Below are 20,663 nucleotides of genomic sequence, written 5' to 3' on the forward strand. Positions count from 1 at the left end.
ATAGGCCGTCGCCGTCCGGGTCACGCGCCCGAGGATGTCTCTGAGGAGGCTCATGAGGGCTCGGGGAGAGGGAATGACCGACGGGAGATGGCAGATCCGTGCCGGTGCGGACGGCCGGGCGTTCAGGCCTTCCGGCGGCGCTTGGCCGCCGCGGTCTCGGCGGCGAGCGCGTCCACCACCGCCGCGAGCGCCGCGCGCTCCGTCGATCCGGCCCGGCCCGCCGCCTCGAACACCGTGATCTGCCGGTCGGCGCTGGTGCCGCCCGCGGCGATGGCGCGGGCGTGCTCGACCTGCGCGCGGCAGCCCAGCGCCTCGGCATCCTCCGCGATCCGATCGAGCAGCCCCGCGACGACCTCCGCGACCGGCACGGCGCGCTCGGCCGCCTCGTCGATCAGTTCGGCCCGCACCCCGTCGCGCTCGGCCCGCCACAGGTTCTCCATCACGAAGCCGCGCGAGGCGCCAGTCAGATGAGCGTGAACGCTCGGGTGGCGGTCGAGATGGCGCACGAGGCAGCGGAACAGGGCGGCGATGCAGAGCCCGTCCTCCACCCGCGTGCAACTGTCGGCGATGCGCAGTTCCAGCGTCGGGTACTTCACGGAGGCGCGCAGGTGCCACCACAGGAAGCTCGCGTCGGCGATCGCCCCGGAGGCCGCCATCACCCGGACGTAGCGGTCGTAGTCGGCGGCGTCGGAGAACAATTCCGGCAGGCCGGTGCGCGGCAGCTCGGCGTAGGCCCGCAGCCGGTAGCCGGAAAGCCCCGTCCGCTGCCCCTCCCAGAACGGCGACGAGGTCGAGAGCGCGAGCAGCACCGGCAGGAACGGCATCAGCCGGTTCTTCAGGTCGATCCGGGCCTCGGGGCGCGGCACCTCGACGTGGACGTGCAGGCCGCAGACCACCGAGCGCCGGCCGACGATGCGCAGGTCGTCGATGATGCCGCGGTAGCGCTCGGCCGGCGTCGTCGCCTGGCGCCGCCACGCCGCGGTCGGGTGGGTGCCGGCGGCGAAGACCAGCAGCCCGTGCGCGTGCCCGATCTCCGCGAGCTCCGCCCGCATCCCGCGCAGGCGCGTCCCCGCCTCCGGGAAGCTGTCGGAGGGCGGCGTGCAGATCTCGACCTGGCTCTGCAGCAACTCCCGCTCGGCCGCGTCCATCCGGTTCTTCACGGCGGCGTGGAACGCCTTCACCCCCCGGCGCGGGGTGCCGCGGCTTCCCGCGTCGGCGAGGAAGAACTCCTCCTCGACTCCGAACCTGTAGGCGTGGGCCATGCCATCTCCCTGGAGCATTCTCGCGCGCGGTGGATTCAGCGCACGTGACGGCCGCGCGGCAGCGAGAGCCGGATCCGTGCCAACCGATGCGGCCCTCGCGTCGACGGCCGGGCATGGCTGCACGGGCGACCGGCGTGCAAGCCGATTCAGCGCCAGAACGGCTTGACGTCCCGCAGCGCGCCGTGCGCCTCGGCCGCCTTGGCGAGGAGGTCGTCCGCGTGCGCGTCCGCATCGGCCGCCGTGAGGCCGGCAGCGAACAGGGCGTGGCCGCCGGGGGCGTCCGCGTCGTCGGCGAGGCCGGCCATCACCGCGTGGGCCGTGGCGAGGTCGTTGAGCCCCCCCAGGTGATCCTGAAGGTCGGAGAGCGCCGCGCCGAAGGCCTTGTGCCGCCGCCGCGCCCGCTTGCCCGGATAGAGCCCCGCGAAGAACTCGGCGCCGTAGCGCAGCTTCTTGCCCGCGATGCGGACGCGGTGGCGCGCCTCCGGGTCGAGCCGGTCGATGTGGCGGCCGCGCTTGGCGATCCTGCGGCGCAGGCGCTCCAGCACCGCGCCGGCCACGTCCCGGGCCGGCCCGTCGCGCAGCCGCGCGGCGCCCGCGCGCCACGGCCCCGTCTCGATCCAGGCGGCGAGGTCGAGGATCAGGCCGCGCCACTCGGGCGCGGCGAGGATCGCGCCGACGGCGTCGTGCGCGCGGGTGCGCTCGGCTTCCAGGCGCGCGCGCAGGGGCGGCAGGCCCGGCTCGTCGGGGCGGTGCGCGATTTCCGCGGCCAGCGTGGTCTCGACGAACACGTCGAGGTTGCGCGCCCGGCCGAACGGCTCGGTCACGCGCTTGATCTCGTCACTGAGCGCGCCCGCGCGGGCGTCGTGCGCCAGCATCGGCTTGAACAGCGAGAAGGCGGTGCGCAGCCGCCGCAGCGCCACGCGGATCTGGTGCAGGGCCTCCGGATCGCGGGTGGCGAGCAGCACGTCCTCGTTGAGGCGCAGGTGCCGCAGGCAGGCCAGCGCGATCAGCCGGAAGGCCTCGCCGCCGGTGGCATCCTGCGGCAGCGCGACCGCGCCGGCCTTGCTCGGCCGCGGCCCGTCGGCCTTGCGCAGCGCGAAGCCGCGCGCGCTCTTCGAGAGCACGCCGAGGCGCAGCGGCACCGTCTCGGCGAGCGCCTGGGCCAGCCCGAACAGGTCGGCGGCGCTGCCGGATTCGAGCTCCAGCTCCAATTCGCACAGGGGCGCGTTGACGCCCTCCGCCTCGACGTGGCCCGCGTCGAGGGTCGCCGCGATCCGCGAGTCTCCGTAGGTCACCGGCCTGACCGAGCGCGTCACCACGGTGCGGAACTGCGGGATCAGCGCGGGGGCGCCGGACGCGGCGAGCAGGTCCGCCACCGGCGTGTCCGCGAACGCGTCCGGGTCGGGCGCCTCGCCCGCGACCTCGGTCTCCCACTCCGCCCGGTCGAACAGGCCGGCCGCGCCCGCGCCCGCCTTGACGGTCTGGACGAAGTTCTCGCCCGTGCGCCGCACCCGCAGGGTGAGGCCCGCCGCGCGCAAGGCGCCGTCCGCGGTGTCGAAGTAGGTGGCGGTCAGGAGCTTCGGCTCGGACGACGCGCCCTGGAGCAGCGGATGGGCGCCGAGCGCCGCCAAGTCCGGGCCTGTGCAGGTGAGCTTCAGCTCGATCTCGCGCGGCGCGTCCATGTGTCCTCGTCCGTCCTTGTCGCGGGTCGCAGCCCGGTCCTTCCTGAGAACGGCCCGGACGCGTCCTCCGATCCGACCGGATTCGACACCGTGTAGCACGGCAGCCGCGCGGCGCGCCCGTCGATGTCGCGCGTCCAACTTCATGCTTTCCCTGCGCCGATGCTTCGTGCAAGAGCCTGTCGCCCACAACGGACCTGACTCGTTCTCAGCCCTGCCCCGTCCGGCCGGGCTGCTCGGCTCGACGCGGAGCCGGCGGTTGCGTCGCGGATGGCACGCGCGTGCGCCCCTGCCGGGAGCCGCGCCTCCTCGGTCAGGACGGTGACGGAAGCGATGAAGACACTCCTCGTCGGCGTGATCGGACACGTCGATCACGGCAAGACCGCGCTCGTGCGGGCGCTCACCGGCGTCGAGACCGACCGGCTCAAGGAGGAGAAGGCCCGCGGCGTCTCGATCGTGCCCGGTTTCGCCCTGCTGAGGCCGGACACCGGCGGCGAGATCGACCTCGTCGACCTGCCCGGCCACGAGCGCTTCGTGCGCGCGATGATCTCGGGCGCCACCGGCATGCGGGCGGTGCTGCTGGCGGTGGACGCCCGCGAGGGCCTCAAGCCCCAGACGATCGAGCACCTGGAGATCGCCCGGCTGATCGGCGTGCGCCGCGGCGTCGTCGCGCTCACGAAGTCCGACCTCGTCTCCCCCGAGACCCTCGCGGCGCGGGCCGGCGAGGCCGCGGCCGCGGCCGCCCGCGCGGGGCTCGAAGCGGCGCCGGTGGTCGCCACCTCGACGCTCACCGGCGCCGGGCTTCCGGCCCTGTCCGCGGCGCTCTCGGGCCTGCTCGACGCAGGCCCGGGGGCCGACGACGGCTTCCCCTACCTGCCCATCGACCGGGTTTTCTCGCGCCCCGGCTTCGGCACCGTGGTCACCGGGACGCTGCGCCGCGGGCGTCTCTCCGTCGGCGATGCGGTGGCGATCGTGCCGGGTGGGCCGACCGCGACCGTGCGCGGCCTCCAGATCCACGGCCGCGCGGTCGACACGGCCGAGCCCGGGCGCCGCACGGCGGTGGCGCTGCGCGGGGTCGGCCTCGCGGATCTTGCCCGGGGGCAGGCCCTGGCCACGCCCGGCCTGCTGGCGCCGTCGCGCTGGCTCGACGTGGCGCTCACCGCGAGCCCGGGCGGCGACCCGCTCCCCGGCGGCACGGCGCTGCGCCTCCTGTTCGGCACGAGCGAGGTGGCGGCGCGGCTGCGCCTCCTCGACCGTGCGGGGCTGGAGCCCGGGGCGAGCGCGCAGGCGCAGCTCCACGTGGACGCGGACATCACCGTTCCGGCCCGCGAGCCGTTCATCCTGCGCCTCGACTCGCCCGCGGCGACGGTCGCGGGCGGCCGGGTGCTCGATCCGGCGAGCCGCCGCCGCAGGCGTCACGACCCCCGCGTCCTGGCCGACCTCGCCGCGCTGGCGGCCGGCGGCCCGGCCGAGGCGATCGGCATCCGCCTCGCGCAGGCGGGGGCTGCGGGCGCCGGGCTCGCGGAGCTTGCGGGGCTCGCCGGCCTCGCGCCCGATCGGGCGCGTCGCCTGGTCAGTGACCTGGGCGCCCGCGAGATCGGCGGCCGCTTCCTCGGCGCGCCCGCCTTCGCGGCCCTGCGCGCGTCGATCCTCGCCGCGCTGGCGGCCCACCACCGCGATCATCCGATGGAGCATGGGCTGCCGGCCGAGCGCCTCGTCAAGGCCCTCGGTCTGAGCGAGCCGGCGGCGGCGGCGGCCCTGCGCGACCTGATCGCCACCGGCGAGGCCGCGCAGGGGGGCACCCTCTATCGAAGAGCGGAGTTCGACCCGGCCCGCAACGAGAGCGACGTCGCCCGGCGCCTCGAAGCCGTGTTCCGCTGCGCCGGCCTCACCCCGCCCGACGAGGCCGAGGCGGTCGGCCGCGACCTGCGCCGCCGCGAGGCGCTGACCTACCTCGTCGGCGCCGGTACGGTGATCCGCGCCGTCGACCGGGTGCAGCGGCGCGCCGTGCTGTTCCACAAGGCGGCGGTGGAGGACGCCCGTGCCCGTCTGCGCAGGGCCTTCCCCGACGCGACCGGCCCGGATGCCGGCTTCCTCGCCCGCGAGGCCGGCGCGGCGCTCGGCATCTCGCGAAAATTCTCGATTCCGCTGCTGGAGCACCTCGACGCCACCGGCTTCACCCGCCGGACCGGAGACCGCCGGGTGATCGTGGCCGCCGAGGTGTGACGACGCTTCAGGCGGAGGGACTGCGCAAGCGCTTCCTCTGCGCGAACTTCGCCCGGAAGCGGGCCGCCTCGTCGGGCGAGAGGCCGCAGACCAGGGGACGCCCGTCGCGCAGGATCGCGTAGCTGCCGTCGGGCATCGGCAGGATCTCGACTCCGTCCGTCATCGCGCGATGCTCCTCATGCGTGAAGGCCGGACCCTGATTCGATCCGGCCTTCCGCGGTGCTGGGCTTCGACGTGTCCCGTCCGCCTCAGTACTTGCGCACCAGCGGCGCGGGCGGCGGCGCGGCGGCAGCGGCCGCGTAGAGCGGCGCGACGATACGGAAGAAGCCGTCCGTCGAGTCGTTCTCGCGGACCCGTCCGCCGGCCGTCACGTAGGTCGCCCGGCTCGCGACATCGCGGGCTACGACCAGTTGCGCGGTGAACGGTCCGAAGTCGTAGCCGATCAGGCCGCCGAGGGCGAACCGGCCGGTCTTGGTGTAGCCCTGACTGGCGGCGCGCAGGGCGTCCCGGCCGCTGAGCGACAGGTCGGTCACGCCGTAGCCCACCGCGCCGATCTCGAACTTGCCGAACTTCTTCGTCGCGGTGAGGTCGAGCAGGAGCGCGTCGGCGATGACCAGCGGGCCGATGGCGCGGCCGACCGGCCCGCTGAAGCGGCCGGGCGAATCGTAGAAGTTGTGGGTCAGGTTGGCCGTCAGGTTGTAGCCGTCGCCGGTGTAGCTGGCGGCGAAGCCCTGCCGGTAGGTGTTGGAGGAGAGCTGCGGCAGGACGGGCGTTCCGCCGCCGGCACCGACGAGGGAGCCGCGATCGGCGAGCGCGTCGTTCAGGTGGGCGCCGGCGAGGTAGCTGACGCCGAAGCCGTTGCCGAGATCCCAGGCGAAGACCGAGGCGAGCAGCGGACCGACGTTGATGCTGATGTCGCGGTTCGCGGTGCCCGCCGGGTTCCGGGTGAAGGCGAACACGGTCGGCGCCGCGATCAGCGGCTCGATGCGCGCGCCGAGGATCTTGTAGGGCGACGCCCAGATGACGAACGGCACGTTGATGGCGGTGTCGGCCCCGAACGGCGCGTCGGGCCGGCGATAGATGAAGGTGTCGACGGCGTAGACGCCCTCGGGCAGGGGCGCGCCGGCGGCCAAGCCGACCTGCTCGCCGGGGATCGTGGTCGCTTGCGCGTGAGCCGCCGTGCTTGCCGTCATGCCGGCCGTGAGCGCCAGGGCTCCGGCGGCGAGCCAGTTCTTGATCATCGGTGTTCCCCTGCCTCTATCCTGGTCCGCCGCACCGGACGGCTGCCCGGGCCGGCCTCGAACGCCCGCGCGCGGGCGGGCGCCGCGTGCGATGGCACGGTGCGCTTCGTCGGATTGTCTGCCGCAATTATTGACAGGATCTGCATCCGGATTGAATGCATCTGCTATCTACGTCGATTGTGCATCGCATCGACCGCAAGTCTACAGGCGAATACGCTTGCCGGACAAAGATGGTCTTCGCGTTGCAATTGCGTGACAGTGCTTTGCATGGACGGTCGCAGCGGCCTTCGCCGGGTGGGGCTAGAGCCGTGCCCGATCGCGTTGCAATCGGGCACGGCTCTCAGTCGTTGTTTTACGGCGCTCTCTTTTGCCGAACCGGCGTCCACTTCGGCGGAGAGCGCTCTAGCTCGCGATCGGCAGGGGCCGTGCCTGCGCCCGCGCGGCGATCGCGTCGGCGAGGTGGGCGGTGTCCCGGGCGATGCCGGAGAAGCGCCCCGAGCCCCAGGTCCAGAGCCAGGGCAGGCCGACGACGTAGAGCCCGTCCACCGCGGTGACGCCGCGGCGGTGCACCGGCAGGCCGCGGGCGTCGAGGATGTCGGCCTCCACGAAGGAGAAGTCGGCGCGGAACCCCGTCGCCCACACCACGCTGCGGATGCCGGCCTGGGCGAGATCGAGAGCGAGCTCGGCGGGGCCGGGGCGCCAGACCGGCCGGTAATGCGCCTCCGCCGGCGCGTCGATGCCGTGATCGGCGATGTGCCGGTCGATGGCGCCCTGGATGCCGGTGTGGACCGCGTCGGCCCCGTCGAGGTTCTTCGCGAGGTCGTCGGCGAAGGTGAGGTGCCCGCCGTCGATCCCGGTCAGCCGCCCGTGCAGGCGCATGCCCTCCAGGGCGAAGCGGCGCAGGTCGATATCGCGGCCGCCGTCGCGGCCGGTGAGGTAGTGGTTGGCCTTGCGCCGCACCTCCGCACCCAGCGCGTGCTGATCGACCGAGAGGTCGTACTGGCCCATGTCGGCGAGCCAGTCGACGGCGTCGCGGCCCCGGTAGAACCGCGGGCAGCGCGGCGCGGAGCCGGTGACGAGGTGCACCGTCCGGCCGGCCAGGTGCAGGTCCTCCGCGATCTGGCAGCCGGACTGCCCGGAGCCGACCACGAGCACGGCGCCCTCCGGCATCTGGTCCGCGTTGCGGTAGGTCGAGGAGTGGATCTGCCGCACCGCCTCGGGCAGGCCCGCTGCCATCGCCGGGATCGCCGGCACGTGGTAGCCGCTGATGGCCAGCACCACCGCGTCGGCGGTGCAGGTCCCCTCCCCCGTCGTCACGGAGAACCCCCCGCCGGGGCGCGGCCGGACCGCCTCGACGGCGACGCCCTCGCGCACCGGCGCCGCGATCTGCCGCGCGTAGGCCTCGATGTAGGCGACGATTGCGTCCCGCGGCATGAAGCCGTGCGGCTCGGGGCCGTCGTAGGCGAAGTCCGGCAACTGGCACTGCCAGTTCGGCGTGACGAGGCAGAAGCTGTCCCAGCGCTGCGTGCGCCACGTGTGGGCCACGCGGTTCTTCTCGAAGATCACGTGGCGGATGTTCCTCGCCGCGAGCTGCCGGCTCATGGCGAGGCCGGCCTGCCCGCCGCCGACGACGATCACGGGCCAGTGATGGTCCCGTTCGATGTGCATGTTTTCGATGTGCATGTTCATGGCGCGTCCCCTCCGATAGGTCGGTCCGATGGCGGGCGATGCCGCGCGGCCCCGGTCAAACAGCGAAATCATTCCTCAAAAGCTTCGACGCGGACGGTCCCCGCCTCCTGGCGGCGGGCGCCCGCCTCGATCCGTGCGAGCTGGGCGAGTGCCCGCCCGCAGGGAAAGCCGTAGCGCGCGCGCACCCGCTCGCTCGCGATCCCGAGGGCGGTGCGGCTCAGGGCGACGAACTCTGCGACCGGGTAGTCCTGCCCGGCGGCGAGATGGTCCTTGATCACCAGGGAGGGCGAGTAGCAGGCCTCGCGCGCCCCGTCGGGCCAGCGGATGTGGAAGCGCATCTCAGGCATGGCGTGCGACCAAGGTTGGCCCCGAGGGCGAACGCGCGCAGGCGGCGTAGGCCGGCAGGTGCCGCTCGGCGCACAGCCGCCAGGGATGCTGCCGGACGACCTCGTGTCCGCGCGCGACGAGCCGCGACCGGAGGGCGGGGTCGAGGGCCGCCGCCATGGCGCGGGCGATCGCGCCCGCGTCCTCGGGATCGACGAACAGGGCATCATCCGGCCCGAGATACTCGGTGAAGGGGGGGCGGTCGGCGACGATGGCCGGCGTGCCGCAGGCCATCGCCTCCAGCACGCAGAGCCCGAACCCCTCCTTCAGCGAGGGGAAGACCAGGGCGTCGGCGCGGCGGTAGAGGGCGGGCATCGCGCCCTGCGCCACCGGCCCGGTCGGGACCACGGCGCAGCCGGGGCCGGTGTCGAGCCCTGCCCGCTCCAGGGCGTCGCGGCAGCGGGCGCGGTAGGCGGCATGGTCGAGGAGCGAGGCGCCGCCGACGACGAGGAGCTGCCCCGTGGGGTGCCCGGCCCGGAACGCCGCGAAGGCCTCGACGATGCGCAGCGTGTTCTTGCGCTCCTCGAGCCCGCCGACGCTCATCAGCACCGGCCCGTCCCCGAGCCCGCAGGCGCGGGCGATCTCCGCGTCGTCCGGCGCGGGCCCGGCCGCGTAAACCTCCGGATCGACGCCGTTGCCGACGAGGCCGGCCTGCGCGCCGTAGTCGCGCGCGAGGCTGGCGCGCCAGCCCTCGCTCACGCAGAGCAGCCGCTGCGCGTCGAGGATCGCGCGGTCCTGCCACCGGGCGAGCTGCGGATCGGCGAAGGCGTCGACGTGGTGGACGGTGCGCACGAAGCCGGGGATCAGCCGGCGGCGGACGAGCGTCGCCAGCGCGTTCCCGCCGATCCCGCAATGGGCGTGGAACACGTCGAAGTCGCAGGCGGCCGGCGTCGCGAAGTGGCGCAGGTAGTCCTCGATCCGGGTGCGCGCGAGGTCGACGGTGGACCCGGAGACGGGTCTCGCCGCCACCGAGACCACCGGGCAGCGCGCCTCGCGGAAGAAGCCGAGGCCGGTCGGGTCGGGGGCGTGGACCGTCGCCTCGTGCCCCAGCGCGCAGAGCGCGTCCCCGAGGGCGAGGGCATGCACCACGCCGCCGCGCGGGTTGGTGGAATGCGTCAGGATCGCGATGCGCAAGGGGTGTGACGGGCGCTGTGACGGGGGCTGCGACATCGCTCAGGGCCCGCCGCAGCCGATGAGCGGGCCGGCGTGGAAGTCCCACACCACGGCCTCCTCGGCCTCCGCCCCGGGCCCTCGCGCGATCCGTGCGACCCGGCTCGCGTCGAGGACGCCGATCGCCTCGGCCGCGATCCCGCGCGCCCGGAACCGCGCGGTCACGGCCGCCGCGTCGCCGGGCGCCGCGCCGACGAGGTAGCCGAAGCTCGGGAAGGCGGTAAGCCAGCGCTCCAGCCCGACGCCCTCGGGCATCGGCAGCCGGTCGAGGTCGATCCGGCCGCCGACGTTCGAGCATTCCATCAGCATCAGGGCGGTGCCCACGATCCCGGCCATGCTGATGTCCTTGGCGGCCCGGGCGAGGCCGTCGGCGGCGAGCCCCGCCAGGATCGCCACGTCGCCGCGCAGGCGGCCGGACGGCGCGCCGGTGGCGGCGTCCCAGTAGGGGTGGGGCTCGCGGAAGCGCCCGCGCAGGTCGATGGCGGCGATGAGGGTGTCGCCCGGCGCCGCATCGAAGCTGGTGAGCAGCCGCCCGCCCGCCCGGCCGAGGATCGCCACGGCGAGGTGCTCGGCCGCGTTGCGGGTGTTGGTGTGGCCGCCGACCACCGGCACGCCGTAGGCCTCGGCGCCGGCGCGCAGGCCCGCGAGCACCGGGTCGGCATGCTCCTGGTCCCGGCTCCAGAGGGCATCGACCACCGCGATCGGCGTGCCGCCCATCGCCGCGATGTCGCTGACGTTGACCATCACGCCGCAGAAGCCGGCGAAGTACGGGTCGGCGGCGACGAACCCGTCGAGGAACCCCTCGATCGCCAGCAGCAGGTGGCCGTCGCCGTCGGGAATCGCAGCGCAGTCGTCGCCCGGCGGCACGGCAAGGCCGCGCGCGCCCAGCCCGAGCCGATCGATCACCGCGCCGATGTCGCGCTTGTGCGCCAGCCCGCGGCCCGCGCGCAGCGACCGGGCGATGGCCGCGAGACTGGGCGCCAGCGTCATCTCACGCCGCCAGCGCGGGTCTGCTGCGCAGCAGCGTGACGAGGCCGTGCTCGGGGTCGCGCATCGGCGGGTAGTGGGCGAGGTCGGCCTGCATCAGGTGGTGGGGCCGGCCGTGGAGCGCGGTCTCGCCGAGGCTCCGCCAGTGCAGGGCCTGGAACATCGCCGCGTTGCCGCTCTGGACGTGGGCGAGGAACCGCGTGCAGCCGCGGGCGTGGGCCGACGACACCGCGACCCGGATCAGCCCGGCCCCGAGCGCCCCGACCCGCCGGAAATCCCGCGCCACCGCGAGGCGCGAGCCCCACCACGTGCCCGGCTCCCCCGGCGCCTCGTGGATGCGGACGGTGCCGACCACCGCGTCGGGGTCGCCGCCCAGCGTCGACAGCGCGCAGATCGGGATGGCATGGTCGTCGGCCGCGTCCCGGTCGCAGGCCGCGAAAATCCCCTGCTCGGTGCAGAAGACCGCGCGCCGCAGGGCGGCGCAGGCGCGCCGCTCCCAGTCGGCGCTGGCGAACTTCACCCGGAAGAAGCTCGGGCGGTAGGCCGGGACCGGCTCGAACATCAGGCGGCCCGCTCGTAGGACGACAGCGCCGAGCAGGCGCCGCAGCGCCCGCAGCCGGCCTTGATGTCGGTGGAGCGGATCCCGGCCCGCGCCAGCATCTCGGAGAGCGGCTTCAGGATCGCGTGCATGAAGTCCGGGGACGGCGCCGGGTGGCTCTCCAGCGGGGTGCCGGAGATCGGCACGAACGGCACCACGAACGGGTAGACGCCCATGCCGACGAGCCGCTCGGCCATGGAAAGGATCGCCTCGGGCGTGTCGCCGAGCCCCGCCAGGATGTAGGTCGAGACCTGTCCCCGCCCGAACACCGGCACGGCGGCCGCGAAGGCGTCGAAGTAGCGCTCAAGCGGGACGCTCGCCTTGCCCGGCATGATGTTTTCGCGGATTGCGGGTGTCACGGCCTCCAGGTGCATCCCCAGCGCGTCGATGCCGGACGCCCGCATCCGCGAAAACCAGCGATCGTCGTCGGGGGGCTCGCACTGCGCCTGGATCGGCAGATCGACGGCGGCCTTCACCGCGAACGCGCTCTCGCACAGCACCGCGGCGCCGCGGTCGGTGGCGTTCGGCGTGCCGGTGGTCATCACCATGTGGCGGACGCCGTCGAGCAGCACCGCGGCCCGCGCCACCTCGGCCAGTTGCTGCGGGCTCTTGTGCGCGACGGTGCGGCCTGCCGCCAGCGACTGGCCGATCGAGCAGAACCGGCAGGTCTTCGTGCGGCTGGCGTAGCGGATGCAGGTCTGGAGCACGGTGGTGGCGAGCACGTCGCGCCCGTGCAGCACCGCGATCTTGGAATACGGCACCCCGTCGAAGGTCTGGAGCGCGTAGAAGCGCGGCTTGTCCGGGAACGTGACACGGCCGATCACCGCGCCGTCGTGCTCGATCAGGCTGAACCCGTCCGGGCCCGGCCGCTGCACCAGGAACGGCGACTCGAAGGCGGCAGCCGTGTGCACCGGCACCATCACGGTGCGGCCGGAGATCGTCATCGCCTTGTGGTCGGAGGGCCCCGCCCCGCCCCGCCGGCTCTGGACGCCGGGCCGGCTGTCAGCCAGCCGGACTCCGTAGGATTGCAGGGCGTTGATCAGGCGCTCGGTCGGCAGGCCCGGCGCCGTCGGCAAAGGAGCCTGGGAGAGCGGCAACGGGGCGGGGGCGATCGAGCCGGTCAGCAGCGGGCTGTCGCTCATGGTCTGGGCTCCGGGGCTCGGGCGCGCTCCTCCGGGTCGTCACGGGGACGGCCGGCCGCGCATCGTGGTTGAGGCTGAGCAGTTCGGGCCGGGCGTAGTGCCCGACCGAGTCCATCATGCGCTTGCGCTTGGTCACGAGCGCCAGATCCATGTCGGCGATCAGGATTCCCTCGCCCTCGCGGATGGGTTCGGCGAGCAGACGCCCCTCCGGCGAGACGATCGCGGTGCAGCAGCCGCCGCGCATGCCGCCGCGCAACGTCTCCGCGGGGCAGACCTTGGCGATCTGCGCCTCGGTGAGCCAGCCGGTGGCGTTGACCACGAAGCAGGCCGCCTCCAGGGCGTGGTGGCGGATCGTCACCTCCATCTGGTCGGCAAAGATCTGGCCGACGAGCGAGCCCGGGAACTGGGCCGCGTGGATCTCCTCGTGCTGGGTCATCAGCGCGTAGCGGGCGAGCGGGTTGTAGTGCTCCCAGCAGGCCAGCGCCCCGACGCGGCCGACGGCGGTGTCGACGACGGTGAGGCCGGCGCCGTCGCCCTGCCCCCAGATCATCCGCTCGTGGTAGGTCGGCGTGATCTTGCGGCGCTTGAGCCTGAGCGTCCCGTCGGCGTCGAAGATCAGTTGCGCGTTGTAGAGGGTGCCGTGGTCGCGCTCGTTCACGCCGAGCACGATCACCGCGCCGTGGCGGCGGGCGGCGGCCGAGACCGCGTCGGTGACGGGGCCGGGCACGACGACCGCGTGCTCGTAGAGACGCAGGTGTTCCGCCCCCTGCATCATTGGCGGGGCGATGAACGAGAAGTACGGGTAGTACGGCACGAAGGTCTCGGGGAACACGATGAAGCGCGCGCCCCTGCCCGCGGCCTCCGCGACCGCGTTCAGCACCCGCTCCAGGGTGTTTTCAGGCTGGTCCAGGTCCGGCGCGATCTGAACCGCTGCCGCCCGGACGATGCGGGGTTCCGCCATGGATCGGGTCTCTGGTGGTTTGGGTCTGGACGCATCCCTCCCCCGCAGAGGGGGAGGGCGGCCCTCGACTCACGTGAGGGTCGGGAGAGGGGAGCACTGCCTTTTCCGGAAAGGTCGCGGTCCCCTCTCCCGCCCCGCATCCGCGGGGCACCCTCCCCCGCAGAGGGGGGAGGGTTGGGCGTTCCGTCACACCGTCCAGGTGTCGATGATCACCGCGCTGTCGCGCTTGTGCAGGAGCACGAGGTCGAGGACGTCCGTCGGCGCGATCGGGCGGATGCCCTCGATCAGCGAGGGCTCGCCGTGGCCGTACAGCGCCTGGAGGGCGAAGCGGCAGGCGTAGACCTTGCCGCCCTCGGACATGAACTTGGTGATCTGGTTGTTGAAGTTCTGGTGGCCCGGGAAGGCCTCGTCCCCGAGGGTGGGGAAGCCGCGCTGGACGCCGAGCGTCACGCCCGGGCCGTAGAGCAGCACCGAGGTCTCGAAGCCCTTGCGCAGCAGGCGGGTCGCCTGGAGCAGGTTCACGAAACCGATCGAGCCCTCGAACGCGACGGTGTGGAACGTCACCAGGGCCTTCTGCCCCGGCTCGGCCTTCACGTCCTCGAAGACCTTCTCCTCGTAATCGACGAAGTAATCGCCCTTCTTGTGCTTCTCGGCGCTGACGGCAGGCATCGGTGGCACTCCCTCGTGTTCTTCGTAAGCGAGCCGCCGCGGATCGGGTCTCGACGGCGGGCACGGTCCTAGGTGGCAAGCCCCGTGCCACCGGACGGGCCGATGGCCTTCAGCCAATGACCCGCAGCGAAATGCGTTCAAGAATGCGGTCAATGGCGATCGCATCGCCGGGCGCGCCAAGTCGGCGCTTCAGCGTAAGGACGCGGCAGATGCTGCCGAATTGAGCGGCGTTATTTGCATCAGGCACCGCGGATATTTGCATGCATTGACCGTGTCGGCCCCGTGCGGCGCGGCCTTGCAGCGCCGCGGCACGGCGATTGCTAACCGGTCAATCCATGATTGACCGTACCGTCAACGGCCGAGGCTGAGCATGGGTCGGGCTTCCACGCGCTCCGGGGCCTCCGGCGAGGTCTGGGCGCCGGACCTGCGGCGCTGGGGCAAGCCGCACTACCTCGCCATCGTCGAGGCCATCGCCGAGGATATCCGCACGGGCCGGCTCGCGGTCGCCGAACGCCTGCCGCCGCAGCGGGTCCTGGCCCTCCGGCTCGACCTCAACTTCACCACCGTGGCGCGCGGCTACGTCGAGGCGCAGGCGCGCGGGCTCGTCGAGTCGCGGGTCGGACAGGGCACCTTCGTCTGCGATCCCGCGCGCGCTGCCCGGACGACCCGCCGCCACGGCCCGGTCGACTTCACCATGAACCTGCCGCCCGAGCCCGACGACCCGCGGCTCATCGCGCGGATGCAGGCCGGCGTCGCCGCCATCGCCGACGACCTGCCCAACCTCCTGCGCTATCAGGGCTTCGGCGGCACCGGCGAGGACAAGGAGGCCGGCGGCCGCTGGCTGGCCAAGCGCGGCGTCGCCGCGGGCCACGACCGGCTGCTGCTCTGCCCCGGCGCGCACAGCGCGCTCGACGCGATCCTCGGCTCGGTGGCCCAGTCGGGCGACGTGCTCTGCGCCGAGGTGCTGACCTATGCCGGCATCCGGGCGCTCGCGGCGCACCGCGGCCTGCGCCTCGTCGGGCTGCCCATGGACGGCGAGGGGCTGGAGCCGGACGCGTTCGCCGCCGCCTGCACGCGGCTCGCCCCGAAGGCGCTCTACCTCAACCCGACGCTGCAGAACCCGACGACGCAGACGATCCGCCGGGGCCGGCGCGAGGCGATCATCGCGGTGGCGCGGCGCTACGACGTGGCGATCATCGAGGACGACGCCTACGGCTTCGTCTGCCCGAACCCGCCGCCGAGCTTCCACCAGCTCGCCCCCGAGATCACCTACTACGTCGCCGGGCTCGCCAAGTGCCTGGGCGCGGGCCTGAGGCTCGCCTACCTCGTCGCCCCGAGCGCGCGGGCGGCGCTGCCCCTCGCCTCGACGCTGCGCGCGGCCACCGTGATGGCCTCGCCGCTCACCACCGCGCTCGCCACCCGCTGGATCGGGGACGGCACCGGCGAGGCGCTGGTCGGCTTCATCCGGGCCGAATCGCGGGCGCGCCAAGCCATCGCCGCCCGGCTCCTCCCGGCTGCGCTCGTGCAGGCCGACCTGAACGGCTTCCACCTCTGGATGAGCCTGCCCGAGGGCTGGACGCGCTCGGCCTTCGCCAGCCAGGGCCGCTCGGCCGGCCTCGGCGTGGTGGCGAGCGACGCCTTCTGCACCGCCGGCCCCGCGCCCGAGGCCGTGCGGATCTGCCTCGGGGGCCTCGCCACCCGCGCGGAGGTGGGCCAAGCGCTCGAAGTCCTCGCCCATGCCCTGGGCCGCTCGCCGACGCTGGCCTCGGCCTACATCTGAGGCCGCCGCGCGGGCGTGCGGCGTCGCGTGTCGGAACTCTCGTGCCGCAGCGTCCATTCCCGCCGACAGTGCCGGCCGCGCAGGACGCGGCGCACCTTGGCGCCGTGGCCCGATCCCGTTGGATCGGGCCACGGCGCCAAGCCCTTGTTTGGTCGCGCGCTCTGACGACGAACCGGCATCCACTTCGTCGGAGAGCGCCCTGGTACGGAGACTGGTGACTCATGCGACATGCTCGGCTCGGACTCGCTTCCCTCGGCCTCGCCCTCCTCGCCACCGCGCAGGGCCACGCGCAGGGCAAGCCGCTGCCGCCGCCCGCGAGCGACGCGATGCCGCCGGTGGAGCTGACCATCACGATGGACGGCGGCAAGCCGGTCTGCGCGCCGGCCGAACTTCGCCTGCCCGCCGACACCAACATCGCGCTGCACGTGGTCAGCACGGCCAATGCCCCGGTGACGATCACCGCGCCCGGCCAGTTCGAGAACGCCCACGTCCTCCACGCCGACGGCGACCTCGTCCACGTGGCGAGCGAGAAGGGCTACCTGATGAAGCGCGGCGGCCAGGGCACCCTGCGCCTCCGCACCCTGGCGGCGGGCGATCACAGCTTCGCCTGCACCAGCACCGCCGACAAGAACGCGCCCTTCATCGGCAAGCTGGTTCTCGTCCCACCCGCGGGCTGAGGCGGCGAGGCGCCTTCGGCCGGGTCCCGTCGCGTCGCGATGGACCCGGCCGGACCGGCGCGCCGCGTCGGTCCCCGAAATCCAACCCTAATTTTGCGTTACGAATTCAGTTGGACTTCAAGGGGTCTCGCAAACGGGACCTTTCGACGCGTCGCGTAAGGTCGTATGCGAGACGAGACGACGAAACCGAACGCTCCCGATGGTGTCCGTGCCGAACATCTCCGCCAAACGCCCCGCGAAGCCGGCCTGGGCCTTTCTCCGCGGTGCTGCGCTCCTCGCCGGGCTGTTCGTCCTGCCGACCGCGGTGCTCGCCTACGCCGAGCTCCTCCCCGCATCCCTCGCCGGCCTCCTCGACGCGAAGTCCGACCTCGATCTCCCGCACGTCGCCCGCCAGATCGCCATCGGCGCGCCGCTGCGGATCGTGGCGTTCGGATCGTCCTCGACCCAGGGCATCGGCGCCAGCGCGCCGGCCAACGCCTATCCCGCCCGCCTCGAAGCCGATCTCCGCGCGGCCCTGCCGGGGGCAGGCGGCGTTACGGTGCTGAACCGGGGCATCGGCGGCGAGCACGTCGACGACATGCTGCGCCGCCTCGACCGCGACGTGATCGCCGCCGAGCCGCAGCTCGTGATCTGGCAGGTCGGCAGCAACGACCCGCTGCGCGGCGTCGCCGTCGAGCACTTCCGCGACGCGACGCGCGGGGCCGTGCGCCGGATGCAGGAGGCCGGCATCGACGTGGTGCTGATGGAGCCGCAATGGTGTCCGAAGCTCGAAGCGACGCCGGGGGCGCACCGGTTCCGCGATGCCGTGCGCGCGGTCGGCGCCGAGCTCGACGTGCCGGTGATCCGCCGCGACGACCTGATGCGCGGCTGGATCCGCGACGGGAAGCTCACCCACAATCAGCTCTTCTCCGCCGACGGCCTGCACATGGCCGACAACGGCTACGCGATGCTCGCCGAGGCCGCCGCCGCCGAGATCATCGAGGACGCAGGCCCCGTGCGAACCGCCGAAGCGGTCGCCGAGTAGGTCATTCGGAAGGTTCAAGACTTCCGCAAGGTACGTTGCGACGGCGTGGGCGCCGGTTCGTCGGCCCGCAAGAGCACCGAACGGCCCCTTCAATCCCCGCCCTCACGCGGGCGCCTGCGGTGCGTTTGGCGTTTCGTGAGGAATGCGCGATCGGTGCCTCGGATCACGTCTTCGGGTCGTCACCCGGGCGCCCGGCCTCGCTCCATCCGGCCTTGGCGTCGGCTGCGGGCTTCGTCAGCAGCACTTTCCCGTCCACGGTGCCGACCCACGCGATCGGGACGGCGTGGTGCCGACCGCCCGCATCCCGATCGGTCTTCGTCCGCGTGATCGTCCGGCCCTCGACCTTGTCGACGTGCCCGCCGTCGACGCCCACCACCTCCTGTGCTCCGCGATGCGCGCGGCACCGGCTTCGGGCGTCGTCTGCGCGTCGGCCGCCCCGACCACCGCGAGGAAGTTTGAAAGGGCGAGCATGGCAGCCCCCGGACGGTGCGGCATGGACGGTTTTCCAGGATCGTATCCGTTGCGTCCCGTGAACGCCGGAGCGCACCGTCCGTTTCAGCGTGGCCGGTCACTCCGTTCGTGGGCGCGGTCCGCGCGGTCTTCGCCGCTCGGCGGCGTCGCGTCGACGTGGGGAACCCGGTAGGACGCTCAAGCGGCGCCCTCGGTGCGTGGGCCGGAGATCGAGCGGGATGGACACGGCAGCACGCATCGCGATCCTCGGCGCGCCGACGGAGGTCGGCACCAGCGAGCCTGGTGCCGTGATGGGGCCGGCGGCGCTGCGCACCGCGGGCCTCATCCGCACCCTGCGCGATCTCGGCCACACCGTCGTCGACCACGGCGATGCGGCGCCGGACGGACCTGCGGACGCCGTCGGCCTCGCCGCCGTCGCCGCCTGGACGCGGGTGCTGGCACACCGGGTCGAGGTGCTGCTCGCCGACGGCGCCCTGCCCCTCGTAATGGGCGGCGACCACAGCCTGTCGCTCGGCACCGTCGCGGGCGCGATGCGCCACTGCACCGATGCCGGCCGGCCGCTCTTCGTGCTCTGGCTCGACGCGCACGCCGACTTCAACACGCCCGAGACCTCGCCGTCCGGCAACCTCCACGGCATGCCGCTGGCCGCGCTCTGCGGCGAGCCGGGGTTTTCCGCGCTGTTTCCCGATCGTCCCACCCTCGATCCGACCCGCGTTCACCTGTTCGGCCTGCGCTCGATCGATGCGGGCGAGCGGGCGCTGGTCTCCGCGCGGCGCGTCGAGGTCACCGACATGCGCCACATCGACGAGTTCGGCGTGGTGGCGCCTCTCCGGCGCAGCCTGGAGCGCGTCCGGGCGGCGAACGGCCACCTGCACGTCAGCTTCGACATCGACTTCCTCGATCCCGGACTCGCACCCGCCGTCGGCACCACCGTGCCCGGCGGCGCGACCTTCCGCGAGGCGCACCTGATCATGGAGATGCTGCACGATTCCGGCCTCGTCGGCTCGCTGGACGTGGTCGAGCTGAACCCGTTCCTGGACGAGCGCGGCCGCAGCGCCCGCGTGCTGGTGGAACTGGTGGCGAGCCTGTTCGGCCGGCGCATCCTCGATCGGCCGACTCCGCCGATCGAGGCGGTGCCGAGCGCCGCGCCGCGCGGGTGACGGGCGTGCCCCGGTGCACGAGGCGCGGATGCCGAGCCGCCCGGATGCACGTCTCGTGACGGAGGCATCCTCGCCCATCCCGGCGCGCCAGCGCTCGGTCGGGCGCGTCGCCCTGCGGGTCGGGACGGGCGGTTCGCGCGGGCCGACGCGGGTCCTCGACCTCGCCGAATCCGGCCCCTCGCGGCTGCGCTTCCCGCGCACGCACGGGGCCGAGGTGGAGGCGATCCTGGTCAACACCGCGGGCGGCATCGCCTGCGGCGACGCGTTCTCCGTCTCGATCGACCTCGACGCGGAGGCCGGCCTCGTCCTCACCACGACGGCGGCGGAGAAGGTCTACCGCTCGGACGGCCCCGTGAGCCGGATCGAGAACCGCGTCGCGCTCGGGCCCCGCGCGCGCCTCGCGTGGCTGCCGCAGGAGACGATCCTGTTCGACCGCGCCCGCCTGCGCCGCCGCTTCGAGGCGGACCTCGCCCCCGATGCCGGATTGCTGGCGTTCGAGGCGGTCGTGTTCGGCCGGCACGCCCGCGGCGAGGCGGTGGAGACCGGGCTGTTGACGGATGCCTGGCGGGTGCGCCGCGCCGGGCGCCTCGTCTACGCCGACACGCTCCGCCTCGACGGCGCGGTCGCCGCCCTCCTCGCCCGCTCCGCGATCGGCGGCGGAGCGCGGGCCTGCGCGACGCTGGTCGACTTCTCCCCCGGCGCCGAGGAGCGCCTCGACGAGGTCCGTGCCCTCTTAGCGGCGCTGGGCGCGGCTGCGTCCGGAGTCGAGGCGGGCGCGAGCGCCTGGAACGGCCACCTCGCGCTCCGCCTCCTCGCCCCGGAAATCGGTGCCCTGCGCAGGCTCGCCGCGCGGTTCCTCGCCCGCTACCGCGGCGTAGCGATGCCGCGGGTGTGGCAGGCCTGATGCCGGCGCGGCCCCGACGAATGAGGCTCATCGCGCGTCATCAGGCGATTGCTCCGCGCCCGCCTCGTCTGCTAGAGACCCGTCACCCCGCGCCGGCCGCCCGGCCCGGGACACGCGGCGCTCCTGCGTTTTCGGGCGCGCCCTGCGACGAGGCCTCGTGGCGGAGTGGTTACGCAGAGGACTGCAAATCCTTGCACCCCGGTTCGATTCCGGGCGAGGCCTCCACCACCGCCCCAACGGCGCTGAAAGAATTAGCGTTTTCCCTCGGGCTGGAACTCCGCGCCGCGAGCTTGGAATCGGGGTTCATCCGCACGTTCGGTGCCGAGGGCTGACTTGGGCGCTGCTCCGCGTCGTGGCCGAGGGCAGGGCGATGCTGATCGCGCGCCCGGCCTGCCGCCTGTTCCGGACGGCCTTCACGGCGGTGACTGGGTGCTGGATGGGGCCGGGCTGCGGACCACCGCGGTCTGGACCTCCTGTCCGACCTGCGGGCGCACCGCGGGGGGCACGGCGCCCGGGCGACCGCTTCAGGACCTGTCCTGGCAGGACCCGCCCTGGCAGGAGGGCCGTGATGTGGCGGGTGAAGGTCGGCCGCCTTCCACTGCAGCCCGGGCCGCACCTTCACTGAACGCGTACCGGGGC

Annotated in this window: 20 protein-coding genes and 1 tRNA gene; 7 read left to right on the forward strand and 14 right to left on the reverse strand. The window is 73.6% G+C overall.

Annotated features, from left to right (window positions below; genetic code table 11):
* Window positions 1-122: 122 nt before the first annotated feature.
* Together ACFE8Y_RS13650 and ACFE8Y_RS13655 are read right to left on the reverse strand one after the other, a co-directional pair.
* Window positions 123-1,262: a carboxylate-amine ligase gene (locus ACFE8Y_RS13650; RefSeq protein WP_375464930.1), complete on the reverse strand. Its 1,140-nt coding sequence runs from the start codon at window positions 1,260-1,262 to the stop codon at window positions 123-125.
* 146 nt (window positions 1,263-1,408) lie between these two features.
* The gene (locus ACFE8Y_RS13655) at window positions 1,409-2,944 is read right to left on the reverse strand and encodes a CHAD domain-containing protein (protein WP_375464931.1); all 1,536 of its coding nucleotides are present in this window, start codon (window positions 2,942-2,944) and stop codon (window positions 1,409-1,411) included.
* Between the two features lie 330 nt (window positions 2,945-3,274).
* Here ACFE8Y_RS13655 and selB point away from each other — a divergent pair, with 330 nt between their 5' ends.
* The gene (selB, locus tag ACFE8Y_RS13660) at window positions 3,275-5,167 is read left to right on the forward strand and encodes a selenocysteine-specific translation elongation factor (RefSeq protein ID WP_375464932.1); all 1,893 of its coding nucleotides are present in this window, start codon (window positions 3,275-3,277) and stop codon (window positions 5,165-5,167) included.
* A gap of 7 nt (window positions 5,168-5,174) precedes the next feature.
* Here the strand turns inward: selB and ACFE8Y_RS13665 are convergent, their stop codons facing one another.
* The 11 genes from ACFE8Y_RS13665 to ACFE8Y_RS13715 all read right to left on the reverse strand — a co-directional run bounded on the left by ACFE8Y_RS13665 (window position 5,175) and on the right by ACFE8Y_RS13715 (window position 14,270).
* Window positions 5,175-5,330, reverse strand: a complete 156-nt coding sequence (locus ACFE8Y_RS13665) for a hypothetical protein (RefSeq protein ID WP_375464933.1) — start codon at window positions 5,328-5,330, stop codon at window positions 5,175-5,177.
* A gap of 85 nt (window positions 5,331-5,415) precedes the next feature.
* The gene (locus tag ACFE8Y_RS13670; RefSeq protein ID WP_375464934.1) at window positions 5,416-6,408 is read right to left on the reverse strand and encodes a transporter; all 993 of its coding nucleotides are present in this window, start codon (window positions 6,406-6,408) and stop codon (window positions 5,416-5,418) included.
* Window positions 6,409-6,810: 402 nt separating this feature from the next.
* A complete protein-coding gene (locus ACFE8Y_RS13675) occupies window positions 6,811-8,097 on the reverse strand; it encodes an MSMEG_0569 family flavin-dependent oxidoreductase (RefSeq protein ID WP_375464935.1) in 1,287 nt (428 codons plus the stop codon).
* 68 nt (window positions 8,098-8,165) lie between these two features.
* Window positions 8,166-8,444 carry an MSMEG_0570 family nitrogen starvation response protein gene (locus tag ACFE8Y_RS13680; RefSeq protein ID WP_375464936.1) on the reverse strand — a complete coding sequence of 93 codons (279 nt, stop codon included), beginning with the start codon at window positions 8,442-8,444 and terminating at the stop codon, window positions 8,166-8,168.
* Window positions 8,437-9,651 (reverse strand): MSMEG_0565 family glycosyltransferase, encoded by a 1,215-nt coding sequence (locus ACFE8Y_RS13685; RefSeq protein WP_375464937.1) that lies wholly within the window; start codon window positions 9,649-9,651, stop codon window positions 8,437-8,439. The genes ACFE8Y_RS13680 and ACFE8Y_RS13685 overlap by 8 nt, the downstream gene beginning before the upstream one ends.
* A 3-nt stretch (window positions 9,652-9,654) precedes the next feature.
* Window positions 9,655-10,641: a sll0787 family AIR synthase-like protein gene (locus tag ACFE8Y_RS13690; RefSeq protein ID WP_375464938.1), complete on the reverse strand. Its 987-nt coding sequence runs from the start codon at window positions 10,639-10,641 to the stop codon at window positions 9,655-9,657.
* A gap of 1 nt (window position 10,642) precedes the next feature.
* Window positions 10,643-11,203 (reverse strand): MSMEG_0567/Sll0786 family nitrogen starvation N-acetyltransferase, encoded by a 561-nt coding sequence (locus ACFE8Y_RS13695; protein WP_375464948.1) that lies wholly within the window; start codon window positions 11,201-11,203, stop codon window positions 10,643-10,645.
* Window positions 11,200-12,294: an MSMEG_0568 family radical SAM protein gene (locus ACFE8Y_RS13700; protein WP_375464949.1), complete on the reverse strand. Its 1,095-nt coding sequence runs from the start codon at window positions 12,292-12,294 to the stop codon at window positions 11,200-11,202. Before ACFE8Y_RS13700 ends, ACFE8Y_RS13695 begins: the two co-directional genes overlap by 4 nt.
* The gene (locus ACFE8Y_RS13705) at window positions 12,239-13,339 is read right to left on the reverse strand and encodes a Nit6803 family nitrilase (protein ID WP_375464939.1); all 1,101 of its coding nucleotides are present in this window, start codon (window positions 13,337-13,339) and stop codon (window positions 12,239-12,241) included. The genes ACFE8Y_RS13700 and ACFE8Y_RS13705 overlap by 56 nt, the downstream gene beginning before the upstream one ends.
* 186 nt (window positions 13,340-13,525) lie before the next feature.
* Window positions 13,526-14,008 carry an MSMEG_0572/Sll0783 family nitrogen starvation response protein gene (locus ACFE8Y_RS13710; RefSeq protein WP_375464940.1) on the reverse strand — a complete coding sequence of 161 codons (483 nt, stop codon included), beginning with the start codon at window positions 14,006-14,008 and terminating at the stop codon, window positions 13,526-13,528.
* A gap of 109 nt (window positions 14,009-14,117) precedes the next feature.
* Window positions 14,118-14,270 carry a hypothetical protein gene (locus ACFE8Y_RS13715; RefSeq protein ID WP_375464941.1) on the reverse strand — a complete coding sequence of 51 codons (153 nt, stop codon included), beginning with the start codon at window positions 14,268-14,270 and terminating at the stop codon, window positions 14,118-14,120.
* 108 nt (window positions 14,271-14,378) lie between these two features.
* On the opposite strand from ACFE8Y_RS13715, the gene ACFE8Y_RS13720 reads away from it, so the two are divergent.
* The 3 genes from ACFE8Y_RS13720 (at window position 14,379) to ACFE8Y_RS13730 (ending at window position 17,489) form a co-directional block, all read left to right on the forward strand.
* Complete coding sequence (locus tag ACFE8Y_RS13720; RefSeq protein ID WP_375464942.1) at window positions 14,379-15,788, forward strand: PLP-dependent aminotransferase family protein; 1,410 nt, start codon at window positions 14,379-14,381, stop codon at window positions 15,786-15,788.
* Window positions 15,789-16,009: 221 nt separating this feature from the next.
* Window positions 16,010-16,465, forward strand: a complete 456-nt coding sequence (locus ACFE8Y_RS13725; RefSeq protein ID WP_375464943.1) for an anaerobic typically selenocysteine-containing protein — start codon at window positions 16,010-16,012, stop codon at window positions 16,463-16,465.
* Between the two features lie 199 nt (window positions 16,466-16,664).
* A complete protein-coding gene (locus ACFE8Y_RS13730; protein ID WP_375464944.1) occupies window positions 16,665-17,489 on the forward strand; it encodes an SGNH/GDSL hydrolase family protein in 825 nt (274 codons plus the stop codon).
* A gap of 163 nt (window positions 17,490-17,652) precedes the next feature.
* Here the strand turns inward: ACFE8Y_RS13730 and ACFE8Y_RS13735 are convergent, their stop codons facing one another.
* Complete coding sequence (locus ACFE8Y_RS13735) at window positions 17,653-17,865, reverse strand: DUF2171 domain-containing protein (protein ID WP_375464945.1); 213 nt, start codon at window positions 17,863-17,865, stop codon at window positions 17,653-17,655.
* Between the two features lie 313 nt (window positions 17,866-18,178).
* Here ACFE8Y_RS13735 and rocF point away from each other — a divergent pair, with 313 nt between their 5' ends.
* The 3 genes from rocF (at window position 18,179) to ACFE8Y_RS13750 (ending at window position 20,249) form a co-directional block, all read left to right on the forward strand.
* Window positions 18,179-19,120 (forward strand): arginase, encoded by a 942-nt coding sequence (gene rocF, locus ACFE8Y_RS13740; protein WP_375464946.1) that lies wholly within the window; start codon window positions 18,179-18,181, stop codon window positions 19,118-19,120.
* 28 nt (window positions 19,121-19,148) lie between these two features.
* Window positions 19,149-20,024, forward strand: a complete 876-nt coding sequence (locus ACFE8Y_RS13745; RefSeq protein WP_375464947.1) for an urease accessory protein UreD — start codon at window positions 19,149-19,151, stop codon at window positions 20,022-20,024.
* A 151-nt stretch (window positions 20,025-20,175) separates the two neighbouring features.
* Window positions 20,176-20,249 (forward strand) — tRNA-Cys (locus ACFE8Y_RS13750).
* Window positions 20,250-20,663: the final 414 nt, after the last annotated feature.

The organism is uncultured Methylobacterium sp., from assembly GCF_964242245.1.
Lineage (GTDB): Bacteria > Pseudomonadota > Alphaproteobacteria > Rhizobiales > Beijerinckiaceae > Methylobacterium.